The sequence below is a fragment of the Janthinobacterium sp. HH102 genome, from assembly GCF_001758625.2.
Classification (GTDB): domain Bacteria; phylum Pseudomonadota; class Gammaproteobacteria; order Burkholderiales; family Burkholderiaceae_D; genus Janthinobacterium.
This window is the reverse complement of sequence record NZ_CP062062.1, coordinates 1974866-1992955: the sequence shown is the minus strand read 5'-3', so window position 1 is coordinate 1992955 and position 18090 is coordinate 1974866. Positions and strand designations below refer to the sequence as shown.

The following is an 18090-nucleotide window of genomic DNA, read 5'->3' as shown; positions in this document are numbered from 1 at the left end:
CCTTCAATCACGCCAGCATGCCGTCAGCGGCGGAAGCTGGCGTAGGGCGCCGCCAGAGGATCGCCGATGAACAGCCCCTGCGCCGGCCAGGCGACGCTGCCCCAGTACGCTTCAAGCGCCGTCATGCCGCTCAGGTAGCGGCGCAGCAGCACCGTGGGGTTAGGAAATTTCTGCCAATAATTACAGGGCTCGCTGACGGTGCCGTAACTGGCGGTCGCGCCCGCTTCCAGCCAACGCTGGCTGCTCATCTGCGCCGTGCCCTGCAAATCGCCGCCAAACGACGTCAGGTGGTCGGCCAGAGCGCCCGGCAGAAAACGCAAGGTATCGAGCTTGTCCACCTTCGCCATGCCCGTCTGGTACACCATGATGTCCTGTGCGCCTTCCAGCACATCGGCCTTCATGTTCTTGATCGTCAGCTTGCGTTGGCGCACCACTCCGGCCGGTGGAAAAAATGCCGCGCGGCTGTTGCGCGCGCCTTCGCTCGTGTTCAGGTAATAGGCACTGGCGGCCGGCACGGCAAAACCGCTGGCCGTGCCGCGATCGACGACCGCCTTGGCCTCTTCGACAAAATCGATGGGCAGCAACATCGACAGACGCATGCCCAGCTGGCTGAATGACTGGCCCGTATCGCTGTTGAAATAGGTACTGGGCTTGCCGGCGCCGCAGCTCTTCGAACACTGCCCGGCGTCATATCCCAAGGTAAAGGCCGAGGTGATGGAATTGCATTCGACCGCATACGGCGCGCTCCATACCATCAGCACCGCCTGGATACCTGGCTTCAGCTGGCCGTCGATGCGCTCCTTCAGTTGAGCGAACTGGTCCATGCTCAGCTTGCGCGGCCGGTTTGGAATATGCACATGCACGATATTGGCGGCAGGAATGGCATGCGCCTGGCGGTAATACTCCCCCACCTCGATACTGTTCGGTTCAGCATCATTGATGACGATGGCCAATTGTGACGGCTGCAAGCCGGGTGCGGCGCCATGGGCGCTACTGGCCAGCAATGCCAGCGACAGACAGAATGAAATACGCAATGGGGTACCGGGAAAAATACACGTGCGATTGATCAAAACGGCCGTTTGCCGGCCGCCCATGGTGCCAACAATTATAGCCTTGAAAATAGCCGCGGAAGCGCTGCAAAAAAAAACGGAGGCCGAGGCCTCCGCTTTTCCGTTCACGCCACGGCCATCACGCCTGCTGCTTGCGGCGGCGCGCCATGAAACCCACAAGGCCCAGGCCTGCCAGCAACATGGCATAGGTTTCCGGTTCCGGCACGGGATTGACGGACACGTTGCCGCTATAGCTGCCGCCGGCCGCCGAGGCCACGTAGCCATTCACTTCCAGGAAGTAGTCGCCGGCGCCCAGCGGCGCTGCGTTCGACGACAGGACCCAGGCCTGGTCCGCCGCCGTGAAATTCAACAGGTCCAGCGTTCCTTGCAAGACGACGCCGCCGGCATTCTTCAGACTGAAACCCGTCAAGGTCAGGCCCGAGTTCAGGCTGGGCTTCAGGGAAGTGGCCAGGCCGCTAAAATCATTACTACCGGTCAAGGTGAACAGGAATTTGTCGCTGAAGAAATTGTGCTCGACGCCGGCCAACTGGCCCGGTGCCAGCGTAAACGAGCCGAACAGGTTGCTGCCCGAATAATCGAGCAAGTCCTGCGTCAGGTCGACAGGCGCGTGGCTGATGTCGACGGGGGCGGCTTGCGCGCCCAGGCTGCTGCCGGCCAGCATGATCGCCAGGAACAGGGATTTGAGAATTTTGTTCATACTTTTCACCAAGGAAACAGCGGCCGGCACAGGCTGGCCGCAAGATAAAAATGCGGAAGGAAAGCGGTGCAGCGATGCTCAGGCAGACTTCTGGCGGCGGCGCGCCAGGAAGCCCAGCAGACCCAGGCCACCCAGCAGCATGCCGTAGCTTGCCGGTTCCGGCACAGCCGACACCAGACTGCCGTTGCCGCTGAAGGTGGCGCCCGCGCCCGAAACGAGGTTGCCGCTAACCTTGACGTAATAGGAACCGGCCGCCAGGTTGGCAAAAGACAAGGTCCACTTGTCATCCTTGCCCGTCAATACCTGCGCGCCCTGCAACAGGCTGTGATTGGCGCTGTCGTACAGGCCCAGGCCCGTCAGGTTCAAGCCATTCGCCGCGCTCGTGCTGGTCGACGTGACCACCAGGCTCACATTGCTGAACTGTGCCACGTTGAACGTGAAGTGGTCGTTGAAAAAGTTGTCTTTATTGCCGGATTTAAACTTGTCGCCAAAGGTCAGCGATCCGCCATTCGCCAGCGTCACGGCCGTCGGCACGGAGCTGATGTCGACAACGGCGGCGGCTGCTGCCTGGGAAAACAGGACGGCACCGGCAAATGCCACGGTGGCCACAGCTGAGCAAATATGTTTCTTCATGCGATTCCACCAAACGTAATTGCAGACAATAAATTGCCTACGGGAATTGAATTAATTTAACCAAGGAGAATAGTATCATAAAGCAATTTATTTGATTATTCTTTTTTTAATAAATAGTTTCTTTATAGCATCAAATTCGGATGCCGGCTTGTTACCGTGGCGTGCGCAAACATAGTAAAGATATAATCAGTACCAACGACAACAGGAGGGGAAGACGTGGTGAATGTATGACAACCTGGACAGCATTAAAGGCAGACACGTATCGGCTATTCGGTCGCAGCAGCTGGCCCTTGACCTTCAAGGAAATCTTGCGCAGTAGAACCTTCCGTGTCGTCGCCACCGCCCGCCTCTGCCAGGCGGTATCGCAGGCGCGCGGCCTGTGGCCCGTATTTCTTCCATTCTGCAAGCTCGTGCATCGTTATGCGGCCAGCCAGGCGGGGGTGGATTTCCCTTGGAGGGCGCAGATAGGCCCCGGATTTGCCCTCACGCATGGCTGGGGCATGGTGATGAGCCCGGGTGCCGTCATCGGCCGCAATGTCACGCTGTTCCATGGTGTCACGCTGGGCCGTCGCGACCGCATTGCCAGGGATGGCCAGCGCGTCACCGGCTACCCGACCCTGGAAGATGAGGTGTGGGTCGGCCCGCACGCCATCATCACGGGCGGCATCACCATCGGGCGCGGCAGCCGCATCGGAGGCGGCGCCGTCGTCACGGAAGACATCCCGCCGTATTCCATCGTGGTGGGCAACCCTGGCAAGGTCGTCAAGAGCGGCTGCACGCCGGACGTAATGCACCGCGTGCCCTGAGCCTCAGGCGCGCTGGTAGGCATCGGCATAGCGCACGATATCGTCCTCTCCCAGATAACTGCCGGTCTGCACCTCGATCAGGTGCAGCGGCAGCTTGCCGGGGTTTTCCAGGCGATGCGTCATACCGATGGGAATGTAGGTGGATTCGTTTTCCGTCAGTAATTTGACAGTCTCGCCACAGGTGACCCGGGCCGTGCCGCGCACGACTACCCAATGCTCGGCGCGGTGATGGTGCATCTGCAGCGACAGTTGCCCGCCGGGATTGACGACGATGCGCTTGACCTGGAAGCGCTCGCCCATATCGATGCCTTCGTAGCTGCCCCAGGGCCGGTACACGAGGCGGTGCTGGACGTGTTCCGTGCGCGCATGCCGCTCCAGGTGCTCGACCACCTGCCGCACGCGCTGCACCTGGTCGCGGTGCGCCACCAGCACGGCGTCATCGGTCTCGACGATCACCAGGTCATCCACCCCGAGTACGGCCAGCATGCGGCTGCCGGCACGCACCAGGCAATTGTGCACGCCATCGAGATAGGTATCGCCGCGCACGACATTGCCATGCTCGTCGCCGGGCAAGGCTTGCCACAAGGCCGACCAGGAACCGATATCGCTCCAGCCGATGGCGGCCGGCACGACCACGGCCCGCTGCGTGTGTTCCATCACTGCATGGTCGATCGAAACGCTGCGGCAGCGGGCAAAGGCGGCAGGATCGAGGCGAAAAAAGTCGAGGTCGCGGCAGCCGTGCGCGACGGCCAGCTCGCAGTCCCCCAGCATGGCAGGTTCCAGCATCCGCAACTCGCCGAGACAGGCGGCGGCGCGCAACAGGAACATGCCGCTGTTCCACAGGTAACGGTCATCGGAAAGAAATGCGCGGGCTGTGGGCAAGTCCGGTTTTTCCACGAAGCGCTCGACCTGCCGTCCTTGCGCCGAACCAGGCAGGGAGGCGCCGGCAAGGATATAGCCGTAGCCCGTCTCGGCGGCGGTCGGCAAGATGCCGAAGGTGGCCAGCGCGCCCGCGTCGGCCAGCGGCGCGGCTTGCGCGATCGCCTGGTGAAACGCGGCCACGTCGCCGACCAGATGGTCGGCCGGCATGATCAGCATCAGGGCATCGGCATCGTGCGCCAGCAGATATTGCGCGGCGACCGCCATGGCCGGTGCCGTGTTGCGTCCCAGCGGCTCCAGCAGAATGGCCAGCGGCGCGATGCCGACCTGGCGCAGCTGTTCAGCCACCATGAAACGGTGCTCATTGCCGCACACCAGCAGCGGCGGCATGACCGCCAGCCCGACATCGCCCAGGTCCCGCACGCGCAACACGGTTTCCTGCAGCAGCGTCTGGCTTGATACCAGCGGCAACAATTGCTTGGGCAGCGCCTGGCGCGACAGCGGCCATAGACGGCTACCGGAGCCTCCCGACAAGATCACTGGATAGATGTTCATGTCGGGGCTCCTGGTTATTTGACTGCGCGCAGTTGCGTGGACATCTCGGCACGCCGGCGGTTGCGCCGGTCGCGCGCATTGGCCCAGGCATCGGGCTCATACTGCGATGCGTGCCGCATCTCGCCGGCCCGGTCGACGCTGTAATCCTTGAAGACGATCATTTCATCGAGCACCACGCCGGGCAGCACGCGCGTGTACTCGAACAGCACGCTGCGCACCACTTCGGCGCCCGCGCACACGTGACTGCCGTGGCCGATCCACGTCGGCCCGATGATCGTCGCGCCCGCCTCGATGCGGCTGCCCGAACCGATGTAGACGGGGCCTTCGATGCGCGTGCCGCCACTCCAGTCGATGCTGGTATTCAAGCCGACCCACAGGCCGTCGTCGATCTGGATACCGGGCACGTCCAGCTGGGCCACTTCCCCCATCAGCACGCTTTGCAGCACTTCCCAGTAATCCTTGACGCTGCCGATATCGATCCAGTTGTAGTTGCGTTTTTGCGCATAGAAAGGCAATCCCTTCTCGACCAGCAGGGGGAACAGTTCCGAGCCGATATCGAACGGCCGGTCACTGGGAATCAGTTCCAGCACTTCGGGTTCGAAAATATAGATGCCCGTGCTGACGCAATTGGACAACGCATCGGCCTGTGCCGGTTTTTCCTGGAAGGCGCGGATACGGCCGTCGGCATCGCTGACCACCACGCCATAGCTCGACACCTTGTCCCACGGCACTTCGAGCGTGATGACGGACGCCAGCGCGCCCTTGCGGCGGTGTTCGAACAGGGCAGACTTGATGTCGAGGTCGATCAAGGCATCGCCGCACAGCACGATGGTGGTTTCATCGAAAAAGTTGCCGAATTCCTGGATCTTCTTCATGCCGCCTGCCGACCCCAGCGGCTCGGGCACGACTTCGCCTGCATCATTCGTGTAACCTTCGAAGGAATAGCCGATCTGCACGCCGAACTGGTGCCCCTCGCCGAAATACTCCTCGATTTTTTCATGCAGATAGCTGACATTGACCATGATTTCGGTAATGCCGTAACGGGACAGATGCTCGACCAGGTAAGCCATCACCGGCTTGCCCAGGATGGGTATCATCGGTTTCGGTAAATCATAGGTCAGAGGGCGCACGCGAGTGCCCTTGCCTGCAGCCAGTATCATTGCTTTCATCGTCGATCGCTTTCCATCGTTGTTTGGGGTGGATGCGGCGCCCGGCCGGCGTATCGCCAGCCATCGGCCATCTTGCAAGCGCATGGGCGGCGCTATCCATGTCCGCCCTGTGCGCCCGTCCAATCCTCTTTCATCCTATCCCTTGCCTGCCGCTGCCTATGCCAGTTCCTGGTCCAGTTGCGCCACGATGCGCTGCGCGGCCTGTCCATCCCACAGATACGGACGGCGGCCCTGCTTGCCTTCGCCGCGCAGCACCTTGCGCGCCTCGGCCACGATGCGCAGCGGATCCGTGCCAGCCAGGACATTGCTGCCCTCGTCGACGGTGACGGGACGCTCCGTGGTCTCGCGTATCGTGATGCAGGGCACGCCCAGCGCCGTGGTTTCTTCCTGCAAGCCGCCGCTGTCGGTCAACACCAGCGCCGCATCCTTCCACAGGTCGAGGAAGGCCATGTAGCTTTGCGGCCCCACCAGCGTGATGTTCGGCCCCAGGTCGATGCCAAACTTGTCGAGGTTGGCGCGCGTACGCGGATGCACGGGAAAGATCAGGGGTAGTTCTGCGGCGATCTCGACCAGCGCGCCAGCCACCTTGCGCATGTCTTCGGCGCTGTCGACATTGCTCGGACGATGCAGGGTCACCACGCCATAGCGGGCTCCAGCGCCGCTGTGCGCCGCCTTGAAGGCCGACGCCTCGAATTGCCGCGGCGATTCGCGGCCCAGCTTTTCAGCCTGGTACAGCACGTTGTCGACCATTACGTGACCCACGTAATGCACGGCGGCATCCGGCTTGCCTTCGCGCCGCAAATGCTCGACGGCGCTCGGCTCGGTAACGAAGAACCAGTCCGAGATACTGTCCGTCACGAGACGGTTGATCTCTTCCGGCATGCCCATGTCGCCGCTGCGCAGGCCGGCCTCCACGTGTGCCACGGGAATGCCGAGCTTTTTCGCCGCGATGGAGCAAGCCAGCGTGGAATTGACGTCGCCCACCACCAGCACGGCGGCAGGCCGTTCGGCCTTGCATAGCTGTTCGAAGGCCAGCATGATCTTTCCCGTCTGTTCCGCGTGCGTGCCGCCGCCTGCCGCCATGAAGACGTCCGGTTCGGGAATGCCCAACTCTTCGAAAAACACGTCGTTCATCTCGCGGTCATAGTGCTGGCCCGTGTGGATGATCTTGAATGCCAGGCGCGCATGGCCTTGCAACGCGCGCACGATAGGCGCGATCTTCATGAAATTGGGCCGTGCGCCGGCCACCAGGTAGACCGTCTTCATGATGCCTCCCCCTGTGCCACTGGCCAGTAGCGGTCCACCAGTTCGCGCGTATTGCGGATATTGCCGCGGCTGGAGGCGCCAAAGACGATGGATTCGATGTTCGGCTGCTGGCACACCCATTCGATCGCTTCTTCGGGAGCGATCGCGCCCGAGGCGAAGACGGACATGGCGATCGCGCGGAACTTGCGGTCGCGCAAGGCGCTCTGGTAGGCATCGAAGCCGCCGGACATGCGGAAGCCCACCTTGTTGATGTTCGAGCAGACGATGGGGTTGTCGATGCCCTGCTCTTCGAGCACGTCGAGCAGCATCGGCAGGTTCATCGTGATGAAGCCGGGCTCGGCGTTGTAGCGCTTGCGCACGTGGTTGGCGAAGATCGAGAAGGCGTCCTTGAAGCCCAGGCCCAGCAGCAGGTCGACCACCACGTTCTGCAGGAAGATCACGGGCGTATTCAGGCCGGCAAACATCTTCATTTCCGCATCCACCAGCAGGGTAATGATGCCTTCGATATCCTTGGTCGCCAATGCCTTGCCGCCACGCAGGGCGGCATTCAGGAAGCCTTCATCGGGCGTAAAACGCTTGAGCGCGCCCATGATGCCGTCTTCCGTGACGGCATTCGCATATTTGTGGGCATACGGCATGCAAGGCATGAATTTGAAGTCCTTGTAGCGCACCGGGTCGGCACGCATGTGATCGCACACCTGTGCGATACGGTCATGGGTCGTGCACATGAAGGATTTCACCCCTTCATCGTAGGCATTATCGAGCACCTTGATAACGGCCTTGATATCCTGGAAACGCATGGCCTGGGCCCGCGCTTTTTCCTCCGACATATGATTCACACCGAAGAACTGATTATCACCAAATAACAAACGATCGAGTTGATCCATTTCCTGCTCCATTCATATTTCGTATCGAAATCCTGCTGCGCGGCATGTCAGCGGCCAAAAAAGAAACCTTTTTTCTTTTTCGGCTGTTCTGGCAAGGCATCGCCGGACAGCACGCCAGGACCTTTTTCCGCGTCGGCGATCAGCATCGAGATCACGCGGTCGGTCGCCAGCGCCGAGGCGAACGAGTTGACATTGTCGTCCGCGCGCTTGTCGACGATGCAACGGACGAAGTAATCGAGCTGGGCCGAGTATTCCTCGCCGCGCAGGTAAAAGTCGACCGGTTCCGTCAATTCCGTGGTATTGCGCACGGTCCAGCCTTCGCCATAGCCTTCCGGTGCGCCGCTGGCGTCGCGCAGGTAGACCTGGACTTCCTGGCGGTCGGCGGTGATGCGGCCATTCTTGCCCCACACGCTGATCTTCGTCGACATCTTGCGGTAGGATTCGTCGCTCCAGTTGACGGACAGCTGGGCGCTCTTGCCATCGGCGTAATACAGGGTGGAAAACACTTCATCGTCCGTGTCAGCGGAGAAAATCTTGTTGAGTACGGAGCCGCCCACGCCGCGCGGCGCGCCGAAATACCAGTTCAGCAGGTTCAGCGGATGGGCCGCATAGTCATACAGGCAGCCGCCGCCTTCCGAACGCTGGGTACGCCAGGTGGAGCCTTTCGGCTTCAGCACTACCGGGCCATAGGCCTCGGCCAGCATATGCGTCACTTCACCGATCACACCCACGTCCAGCAGGCGCTTGACCTCCTGGAAGGCGCCGACGAAGCGGTAGTGGTAGCCGACCTGGTTGACCAGGCCTTTTTCCGCCGCCAGGCGGGTCGCCTGCTCGCCTTCCTCGGTATCGAGGCAGAAAGGCTTTTCGCAAAACACATGAATATTCTTGTTCAGCGCGGCCAGCACCATCTTGCCGTGCATGCTGGACGGCGTCGCGATGATCACGGCATCGAGTTCCTGTTCATTGAGCATGAGGTCGAAGTCCGTATAGGTCTTGACGCCCGTATATTTACCCAGGATGTCGAGCATGTAGCCGGTGGCGTCGCAGACGGCCGCCAGCGTGACACCGGGATGTGCATTGATCATCGAGTGATGTGACAAGCCCATCTTGCCCAAGCCTACTACTGCGAGGCGTATCATATTGTCCTGTCCTTTAGCGCTGCCGGGACGCTGACGGCCCGTGCCGCCATCGTCCCGTATGTTGTTAATCAAATTTAGCCGTTGACGAGCTGCCGCTTGACCAGGTCATACGCGGCGCGGCCCTTTTCCAGCAAGCTGCGATTCGGTGGTTGCTGCGTGGCGCTGTCCAGGTAGGCCAGCGCCTGCGCAGCCGTCAGGTCGGGCCGGTGTTCGAAGGCACCTACCTCCAGCAGGTGGCGGTCGACGTCGAGCAAGGCATCCTGGTAAACGGAGATGGTGGGAATGCCCAGCACGGCCATCTCGCGCGTCATGGTGCCGCCGGCGCCGATGAACAGGTCGCAATCGGGCGCGATATCGGCGATGTCGAGGGCAGTGGTGACCACGCGCACGCCAGCAAACTTGGGATCCTGGTAATGCACGCCCTGCTCTTTTCCTCGCGGCAATAACACGATATCGACCCGGTCTTTCATACCCAACAGCAACTCATCAAGGAAGTTGCGGCTGCCCTTGTAATATTGGGCCGTCCATGGTTCCGGACGGATATACACCACGTGCCGCGCGCGCCCTGCCCGCTGCTGCACTCCCTTGGCGCCGAGGCGCTGATCAAGTTCCCACAGGTAAATCCCTTCCTTGACGCCCGGATAATGCAAGACCTTGCGCGGATTGGCCCACTGCTTCTTGAGTTTTTCCATACCGAGAAACTCCGGCACCATGATGCGGTTGGCAAACAAGAACGCCGGGATATTGCCTGCCGCATGCTCGTTATCGTTCATGTAGATGGAGCGGATGCCCATCAGGCGTGCCGCCACCGGCGAATGGAAAGAGCTCTGCGAGATCGCCACGTCAATTTTCTTGCCGCTCAAAAAGCGGCACAGCTGGTAGACGCGCACGGGGAAACCAAACAGCTTGGCCGACAGCTGGCCGCCGTAATGCTTGCCCACCACCGTGTACTTAAAGCCATGCAAGTCGAGCAGCTCGACCGTATTGGCCAGCGGCCGGCACGTGATCACGACCTCGTGTTCGCGTTCCAGTTCGCGGATCATGGCCGCAAACATATTGATGTGCGGCGAGTTGGTCAGTTCAAACCAGATACGCATGAATTACCCTTGCAACAATGAAAAAAGATGCCGCGCTGCTGCGCGGCGCCGGCCCTTACAGGCGCCAGACCTTGATGCCTGCCTCTTCCAGCGCCTGCTGGTCGAAACACGCCTTGACGTCGATGAAGCAGCCGCTCTTGATCAGCTTGCGTTGCAACTCTTCCACCGGCAGGTCGAGCAATTGCTGATGCGATACGGCCGCCACGATCGCGTCGGCGCGCGGCAGTTCTTCCCAGCTGAACAGGCGCACGCCATACTCGTGCATCGCCTCTTCCTGTTCCGCATATGGATCGTGCACGAATACTTCCACGCCGTAGGTTTTCAGTTCGCGGATGACGTCGCCCACCTTGGAATTGCGCAGGTCGGCGCAGTTTTCCTTGAACGTCAGGCCCAGCACGTTGACGCGGGCGCCCTTGATGTAGCTGCCCGAGGCGATCATGTTCTTGATGGTCTGCTCGGCGATATACTTGCCCATGCCATCGTTGATGCGGCGCCCGGCCAGAATCACCTGCGGGTGATAGCCGAGCATTTCCGCCTTGTGCGTCAGGTAGTACGGGTCGACCCCGATGCAATGGCCACCCACGAGGCCCGGCGAGAACTTCAGGAAATTCCACTTGGTGCCGGCCGCCTTCAGCACTTCCGACGTATCGATGCCGATTTTGTCAAAAATGATCGCCAACTCGTTCATCAGCGCGATATTCAGATCGCGCTGGGTGTTTTCGATCACCTTGCAGGCCTCCGCCGCCTTGATGCTGGAGCAGCGGTGCACACCCGGCTCGACGATGCTTTCATACATGGTGGCAACGCGTTCGAGCGTCTGCGGCGTATCGCCCGAGACCACTTTGATGACATTCGTCAACATATGCTTGCGGTCGCCCGGATTGATACGCTCGGGGGAATAGCCGACAAAAAAGTCCTGCTTCCACTTCAAGCCGGAGACCTCTTCCAGCACGGGGATGCACACCTCTTCGGTCGCGCCCGGATACACGGTCGATTCATAGACGACGATGGCGCCCTTTTTCAGGTACTGGCCCACCGTGCGGCTGGCGCCGATCAAGGGCGAGAAGTCCGGATTATGGGCCTGGTCGACGGGGGTCGGCACGGCCACGATGATAATATCGGCCTCGGCCAGTATTTGCGGCTCGGACGAATACTCGGCCTGCACGGCCGCGGCCATTTGCTGGTCGCTCAGTTCGCGCGAGGGATCCGTGCCGCGCTGGCAAGACTGAACTTTCTCGACGGAAATATCAAAGCCAATGGTACGCCCCAGCTTGCCAAACTCCACGACCAAGGGCAGGCCTACGTAGCCCAGGCCAATCACTGCAATTGTTGTCATAACAAAACCTTCAAAAAATTCAATATTTGCCAGGCAGATACCTGGCCATCCTGACAGCGGCATTACGCTCCAGCAGCAAGCCTATCCATCACCTGGCTACGGCGCCGCCGGTCCTTCCAGCTCCCGGTAAAGGCTGGCCAGCTGAGCCATTACCACTTGCGTACTAAAACGCTCGGCGACGGTGGCACGCGCCTGCTCTCCGATGCGGCGGCGCAGCGTGATATCCGTCAATAAACGGCTAAATGCCGCGGCAAGCGCCTCAACATCGCCCGGCGGCACCAGCAAGCCATTGACCTGGTCATAGACGGCTTCGGGAATTCCACCGACCGGTGTCACGACTATCGCCTTGCCAGTGGCCATCGCTTCCAACATCGACATAGGCAAGCCCTCGTCGTGCGATGGCAGGGTAAATACCGCCGCGCGGGCCAATTGCTCGTCGCGTTCCTGCGTGCCAATCCAGCCGAGAATGCTCACATGCGCGCCGATCTGCAAGCGCTCTACCGTCAGCGCGATCTCCTGGAGGTCGCCGTCACCGCCGATCACCAGCATGACTTCAGGATACTCCTGCTTCAGCAGCGCAATAGCGTCGAGCAATTCAAAGATGCCTTTGCGCTTTTCGGCCCTTCCCAGAAACAGAATGCGTCCCGCCTCTTCCCGCGCCGGCTCCTGCAGCACCGGCATGGAGACCGAATTGGCCACCACCCGCAGGCGGGCCGTCGGCGCCAGTTCACGCAAGAAACCGCTCCAGCTTTCCGACAGGGTCACCACCATGGAACTGCTGGCCAGAGTGCGGCGTATCCACCAGCGGGCCAGCGGGCCCGATTCGACATTCGCAAACTGCCGAAATTCGGCGCCATGCAAATGAAAGATCGTCTTGCGGCCCAACAGCCTCGCCGTGAGCAATATCAATGATTTCCGGTAAAAGCTGGCGCGCGACGCAGAATGCACATGCACGATGGCCGGACGCTGCGTCAGACACAGCCAGGCTACCGTGCACACGGCGCCAATGGCCGTGCCCAGCTTGCGCACGCCCCCCCCTTGCGCATGCGTGGCGATATAGCGCACCGCGTTCTCTTTAAAAAAACCTTGTTGTTGCAGCACAGCGACAACGGTGGCGATGCCGCCCTTTCCGCCAGGATGGGTGCCTACCATCAGTACCTTGCATCCAGCCTTCATCCAGCCCCCAAATTTTTTATCCAGTACATGTCGGACTACGACAACCATTGCATTTTTTTTATTCTCACATATTCCCGTAGCGCGCACGCGATACATTTTGCACCACAGCAAAACTGTTATTGTTGTGCTTATAAAGAGTGACTATTGTACAACAAAAATACTTCTTTAAAATTAACTTTTTCAATCGAATCGCGGAACGCGACATCTTTGCCTGGATACGTCAGAATGCGTACAGCAGTCAAAAAAATATTGTATTATGAATAATTGTCATGCCATGCACGGAAGAATCACAGGTTCGGCGTGCAGACTAGCAACACCCGACCCGAGACACGCAATTAGCTGCACATACGGGGACAGCGTTCCCGTGCGGCGCAAGAATAGAGAGTACAAGAATGACTTTAGCGTTGCGCTACAAATTGATCGACCTTGCACGCGGCACCGATTCGATCGGCTTGCTCAAGACACTGCGCCACTGGCAATACGATGACCATACCACCATGCAGGCCAGGGAGCGCAGTCAGCTCAATGACTACTTTGATGCAATGCGGCACGCCCTGCCCCTGTTCCGCGACGTCAGCCATTTTGAAGCGCTGCCCGTGCTGGACAAGCGTTTTATCAATACCCATCGCGAACAACTGATCAACCCCCACTACAAGGGCAAGGTCGTGCGCAAGAAAACAGGTGGCTCCACGGGCGAACCGCTGGTGTACTACACAGGCAATGAAGCCCAGTCCTACCTGTGGGCCGGCATTTTCCTCGCCTGGGAAGCGGCCGGCTACCAGTTGGGCGACAAGGTGGCTTTTCTTGCCGGCTCCTCCCTGTTTGGCACCGGTTACAAACAGCGCATCTACTACCGCTTGCTGAATGTCAGCGTCCTGTCCGCGTTCGACATGTCGCCAGCACGCATGGATGAATATGATGCTAACCTGAGCCAGGGCGGCTTCCGGCTGCTGTACGGCTATGCCTCGGCCGTCCACCGGTTGGCCCGGCACAGGCTGGCATCTGGCCAGCGCCTGCACCACGTGCTACGCGGCATTGTGTGTACGGCAGAAGTACTGACGCCGGCCATGCGGGCCGATATCGAAGCCGCCTTTGGCGTGCCATGCTACAGCCAGTATGGCTGCAACGAAGCTGGGGTTTCAGCCTTCGAATGCGAGCACCGTGACGGCTTCCACCTAATCTCGTCGCGTAGCCACGCGGAAATCTTGCCTGATGGGCGGCTGATCTCGACGGACATGGCAAATCGCGCGATGTTTCTGCCGCGCTGCGATACGGGGGATCTGGTGCGCATGTCGAGCCGGCTGTGCGCGTGCGGCCGCAGCCTGCCACTGATCGATGAAGTCGGCGGGCGGCAGAACGACATGGTGGTCGACCCGCACGGCGCGGCCGTCCATTCAGAATTTTTCACCCACCTTTTCCGCGAAGACCCCCATATTCACGCGTTTCAAGTGGTGTTCGACGAGCAGCGCCTGGAAATCAACCTGCATGGCACAGCGAATGGCAGGCAGGCGCTCGACGACGAGTATCGCCGACGCATCGGCGCATCGCTGGCATTTGAGCAGCTGGACTTCATTCACAACGCGCCCTTCCTGGTGCAGGCGAACGGCAAGCACCGCTTCGTGATCCGGCGTCCCGCTGCCTGAAGTAACGCTAGCGGCGCACCAGGCGCCGGTACTGTGCGGCAACGGCCGACGCGATCACGCGATAGCTGCGCGTCGCCTCGATATACCCCGGGCCGCTGGCCGCGCGGGCACGCGCCGCTGCCGGATCGGCCAGGATGTCGAGTAGTCCCTGCGCCATCGCCGGCGTCGAACTGTCGACCAGCCAGCCAGCGCCACTCTCCTTGAGAACGCGTACCTGATCGGGGTTGTCGTTGGCCACCACCGGCATTCCCAGCGCCATGTATTCCAGCAACTTGGTGGGCGAACAGGTGTCATGGATCAAGCCACGGGGAAAATAGGATACGGCGGCATCGGCGCTGGCCAGCAAGGCCCAAGCTTGCCGCGATGGCAGCCAGCCGGTAATGCGCACGGCGGCGCCCAAGCCGGAAGCGTCCACCTGTGCCTGCAGCGCAGCCGTTTCCGCTGGCGAACCGGCGCTGCCGATCAGTAGCAGGCGCGCATCAGGATAGGTGCCGCGCACGCTGGCCAGCGCCTCGATCATGCGTCCGATCTGGCGACTGGGATCAAGCGTCCCAAGATAGGCGATCAACGGTCCATGCTGCCACCCTTGCGGACGCTCCGCCTGCACAGGCGCAGCGGCCAGCACCTGCGTGTCGACGCCCATGGGTACCGCGCTCAGGCGCGATTTCGGGATGCCCTTCTCCAGCATCATCTCCAGCATCGCCCCGCTTTGCACGAAGACGTGTTGCGCCCTTGGTAACACGACGCGGTACAGCAGACACTCCTCCAACAAACCTTTAAGTAATATCAAGCGATTGCGCAAGCCGCCATGCGCCGCCAATTGTGCCCGCGCCCTGGCAATGCGCGCCTCGCACATGAGGAAGGAAACCCAGAAGACAAAGGGAATGCCCTTGAGGCGGGCAATGACGAGCGCCAGCAAGCCGATCGACACCATGTCGCGCACCTGGATGACGTCGCAGGTCGCGCGGTTGACCTTGAGCAAGGCACTCAGGCAGGTGAGTAAAAAAGCCCCTTCCCTCCGCAGCCGCCCGCCCTGCGCGCTACTTGTCCTGACGCGCGCGAATCGGGTTCCTTCGCTGCGGTCCGGCAATACGCCAAGCACGGGCTTGCCAACCAGCTCGCATTCGATGCCGTGGCGCGGCAGGTAGTCGCCAAACAAGGTAGTGACGTCCACGCGGAACGTAGGCAAGGCTTCGGGAACCAATTGCAAGAGACGCAGCGTCGAAGCATTGTCCTGGGCTGCAGCTACCGGTGTACTCATCAAGTGAACCTCTTCATAACATAAATGCATTTATTGCAATAATACCATGATTAACTGATTTTCCTGCTTGCATCGCTATGAACAGGGCATAAAAAAAGCCGCCTGCCTTGAAGGCAAGCGGCTTACTGGACATGCCGGCAGGTAATCAGTTGGCGATGGTGATTTTCTGCGTGCCGACTGTCAATTGCCTGCCGGTTGCCGTTGCAGTGATACTTACGGGCAAGTTCTTGCACCCAACGTCGAGCAGGACGAGGAATTCGCCGCTGCTGGCACTGGTCGTGCGTACCAAGGCGCCGTGCTCTTCGTAGCTACCCGCCTTTGGTGGCGGCCCTGTTCGTTTCTCATAGCGCACCCCCGGATCGGCTATCGGCTTGATGCACACGGAGCGGCCCTGGTTGACGATGGAAATATTGCCGCTGCCATCTACCAAGATTGGTGCTGCCGCATGAAAATTCCATTCGAAGCTGCGCTGGACAGGCGCAGCCAGCTTGTCGCGCACGACGATGGCATCACTGTCGCGCAAGTACCACAATTGCCGTACCGCCAGGCTTAACGCACCGCCATAAGCGGGGGTCGCATTGCCTTCCACGTAGTCCACCGACGGTGTCGTGGAAAAGGCCGTAATGGCGCCGTTGCGCACCAGGGTTTCGCGGTAGCCATCCACCATTTGACCGACGCCGCCATCGAAAGTAATCGTGTTAGCCGACTTCGACTGGCGATACCATGTCGTGTGCATGGGCGAACCGAACCAGTCATACCAGCCCGTCTCGATCAGCAGGGGAACATTGGCGCTCGTCAACACGAAGGAATTTTGATTGCCATGACTATGCGAGAACGAACCATAGGGCGTAGATTTGAAATACACGGAAGTGCGTTTCAAATCAGCAAGATTGCTGTGCATCGCGCTCCAGCCGATGCTGGGAAAAAGGGCGCCATTGGCCGGCGGCCGCGGCGTTTCCGTCACGGTCGATACAGGCATAGGATACGGCGCCTGCAGCAAGGTCAGCATGTCCTCGTTCACAGTGATATTCTTGACGTACCAGGCTGCTTCCGGCGTGGCAAAGCGCGATACATAGGCCTTCAGCAAACGGTACACCGGCTCAATCTCCTGCGCATCGCCGAACATATGTGTCTTGGCGCCGGGCGGAACAAATTCCATGAAGAAACGAGCCAGCCCTGCGGACCACGGCTTGGCAAACAAATCGATGCCGCTGGCCTGCAGCAAGGGCTGCCATATCTGCAAGGCGTTATCCGCGCTGAACTCCGCGTAGGCCGTACCTTCCGAAAAACCGCCCTCCGGGCCGCTCCATACCATCAAGGAACCCGAGAAGTAGCGTACGGAAAAGTCGAACCACGTGGTCGCTTCCGGGATTTCGCCCAGCACCAGCGCGGAAATACCGGCAAGAAAACCGATATTGGTAGCCGTGAAGGCATCGTAAGGTTTCTGTTCGATACCACCATTGTTGCTCAGCAGCTCTTGGTAGATAACGGCCGTACGCGTCTTGACCATCGCCATCCAGACAGCACGCCGGGTCGCGTCGAGGTTGGAACCGAGGCTGTCAAGCGCCTTGCTCAACGCCAGGGCAATAGAGCGGCTGCCCTGCGCCTGATTGACATAGCTGGTCGGCCCATTGGGATTGAGCGCCGTCAGGGCATCCCCCCGCCGCAAGGCCTCAGTCAGAAAGCGTTGCTCGCCCGTCAGGCGGAACATCAGCGCGGCGGCCTCGAGCTGGCGGCTGTTCAAGACGATCGAAGTACGTACCGACGTCATCTGCGCCGCATAGGCAGCAGTCATGACGCTGCTGGCAACCAGGGGCCAGTTGGCGTCGGACGGCAGCGCGACATTGGTCGTTTGCAGGACAACTTCATTGCTCATCCCCTGCAAGGCCGGGCCCCGTTCTGCCTTCATGGCAGCGGTCCAGGCGCTCGCTACCGGCAAGCTGGCAGGCAAACCGCGCGGACGCGGACGTTTCAGGATATTGGCGCGCAAGACATCATTGGCCGGCAAAATGAATTGCTTGGAACTGCCACCGATCTCGAAGGCGCGGTCATCCGACCATGCCGAGCTGACGGTGGGGCGCACGCGCCAGGTATAGCTGCCGACAGGAAGCGGCTCGCTGGGCAAATACCAGTTGCGGCTGCTCGTATAGGTGCGCACCACGGTGGTGCCGATGCGGATCTCGAGCGTATAGGAAGTGGTAGTCGCCGAGTAGGGCGCCCACGTAAATGTCGGCGGGTTCTGCGCCTGCAGCTGGCGGTTCGTCGGCATCGCCTTCACGACCAGTGCATCCGCCGACTGGGCCCAGTCGGCACGCGCATAATGACTATAAGGGAACAGCAGCCAGGCTGCGCTGCATAGCAAGGTACGTTTAGCGGCTTTCATGCTTATAGCCTCCATGAGATAGGATGACATCTTTTCTGGGGCAGCTTCATTTTGCATAATCGCCTTCCCTCAAGACGGAGCGGCGCGCCTCGA

At 60.4% G+C, this 18090-nt stretch carries 15 protein-coding genes; 2 read left to right on the top strand and 13 right to left on the bottom strand.

The features are described from left to right. Positions 1-23: 23 nt before the first annotated feature. The 3 genes from JAB4_RS09080 to JAB4_RS09070 form a co-directional block, all read right to left on the bottom strand. Complete coding sequence (locus JAB4_RS09080; protein WP_227742128.1) at positions 24-1034, bottom strand: TIGR03790 family protein; 1011 nt, start codon at positions 1032-1034, stop codon at positions 24-26. Positions 1035-1188: 154 nt separating this feature from the next. Next, complete coding sequence (locus tag JAB4_RS09075; RefSeq protein WP_070224567.1) at positions 1189-1767, bottom strand: FxDxF family PEP-CTERM protein; 579 nt, start codon at positions 1765-1767, stop codon at positions 1189-1191. A 78-nt stretch (positions 1768-1845) separates the two neighbouring features. Continuing rightward, on the bottom strand, positions 1846-2400 hold the full coding sequence (locus tag JAB4_RS09070; RefSeq protein ID WP_070224568.1) for an FxDxF family PEP-CTERM protein: 555 nt from the start codon (positions 2398-2400) through the stop codon (positions 1846-1848). 227 nt (positions 2401-2627) lie between these two features. Between JAB4_RS09070 and JAB4_RS09065 the strand changes: the two genes are divergently transcribed. Then, positions 2628-3206: a serine acetyltransferase gene (locus tag JAB4_RS09065; protein WP_070224569.1), complete on the top strand. Its 579-nt coding sequence runs from the start codon at positions 2628-2630 to the stop codon at positions 3204-3206. Positions 3207-3209: 3 nt separating this feature from the next. On the opposite strand, the gene JAB4_RS09060 is transcribed toward JAB4_RS09065, so the two are convergent. From JAB4_RS09060 to JAB4_RS09025, 8 genes are all read right to left on the bottom strand, one after another. Beyond that, the gene (locus tag JAB4_RS09060) at positions 3210-4640 is read right to left on the bottom strand and encodes a mannose-1-phosphate guanylyltransferase/mannose-6-phosphate isomerase (RefSeq protein WP_070224570.1); all 1431 of its coding nucleotides are present in this window, start codon (positions 4638-4640) and stop codon (positions 3210-3212) included. 14 nt (positions 4641-4654) lie between these two features. Then, positions 4655-5809, bottom strand: a complete 1155-nt coding sequence (locus tag JAB4_RS09055) for an NDP-sugar synthase (protein WP_070224571.1) — start codon at positions 5807-5809, stop codon at positions 4655-4657. 156 nt (positions 5810-5965) lie between these two features. Beyond that, complete coding sequence (wecB, locus tag JAB4_RS09050) at positions 5966-7075, bottom strand: UDP-N-acetylglucosamine 2-epimerase (non-hydrolyzing) (RefSeq protein ID WP_070224572.1); 1110 nt, start codon at positions 7073-7075, stop codon at positions 5966-5968. After that, the gene (locus JAB4_RS09045) at positions 7072-7962 is read right to left on the bottom strand and encodes a hypothetical protein (RefSeq protein WP_070224573.1); all 891 of its coding nucleotides are present in this window, start codon (positions 7960-7962) and stop codon (positions 7072-7074) included. The genes wecB and JAB4_RS09045 overlap by 4 nt, the downstream gene beginning before the upstream one ends. A 47-nt stretch (positions 7963-8009) precedes the next feature. Next, positions 8010-9101: a Gfo/Idh/MocA family oxidoreductase gene (locus tag JAB4_RS09040; protein WP_070224574.1), complete on the bottom strand. Its 1092-nt coding sequence runs from the start codon at positions 9099-9101 to the stop codon at positions 8010-8012. Positions 9102-9175: 74 nt separating this feature from the next. Continuing rightward, positions 9176-10198 (bottom strand): DUF354 domain-containing protein, encoded by a 1023-nt coding sequence (locus tag JAB4_RS09035; protein ID WP_070224575.1) that lies wholly within the window; start codon positions 10196-10198, stop codon positions 9176-9178. Between the two features lie 55 nt (positions 10199-10253). Next, positions 10254-11534 carry a nucleotide sugar dehydrogenase gene (locus JAB4_RS09030; RefSeq protein WP_070224576.1) on the bottom strand — a complete coding sequence of 427 codons (1281 nt, stop codon included), beginning with the start codon at positions 11532-11534 and terminating at the stop codon, positions 10254-10256. Positions 11535-11630: 96 nt separating this feature from the next. After that, complete coding sequence (locus tag JAB4_RS09025; protein WP_227742127.1) at positions 11631-12758, bottom strand: glycosyltransferase family 4 protein; 1128 nt, start codon at positions 12756-12758, stop codon at positions 11631-11633. A gap of 344 nt (positions 12759-13102) precedes the next feature. Between JAB4_RS09025 and JAB4_RS09020 the strand changes: the two genes are divergently transcribed. After that, the gene (locus JAB4_RS09020) at positions 13103-14353 is read left to right on the top strand and encodes a phenylacetate--CoA ligase family protein (protein ID WP_139143018.1); all 1251 of its coding nucleotides are present in this window, start codon (positions 13103-13105) and stop codon (positions 14351-14353) included. 7 nt (positions 14354-14360) lie between these two features. Here the strand turns inward: JAB4_RS09020 and JAB4_RS09015 are convergent, their stop codons facing one another. Together JAB4_RS09015 and JAB4_RS09010 are read right to left on the bottom strand one after the other, a co-directional pair. Further along, on the bottom strand, positions 14361-15614 hold the full coding sequence (locus tag JAB4_RS09015; protein WP_175444759.1) for a glycosyltransferase: 1254 nt from the start codon (positions 15612-15614) through the stop codon (positions 14361-14363). 145 nt (positions 15615-15759) lie between these two features. Beyond that, positions 15760-18054, bottom strand: a complete 2295-nt coding sequence (locus JAB4_RS09010; protein WP_227742126.1) for a heparinase II/III family protein — start codon at positions 18052-18054, stop codon at positions 15760-15762. Positions 18055-18090: the final 36 nt, after the last annotated feature.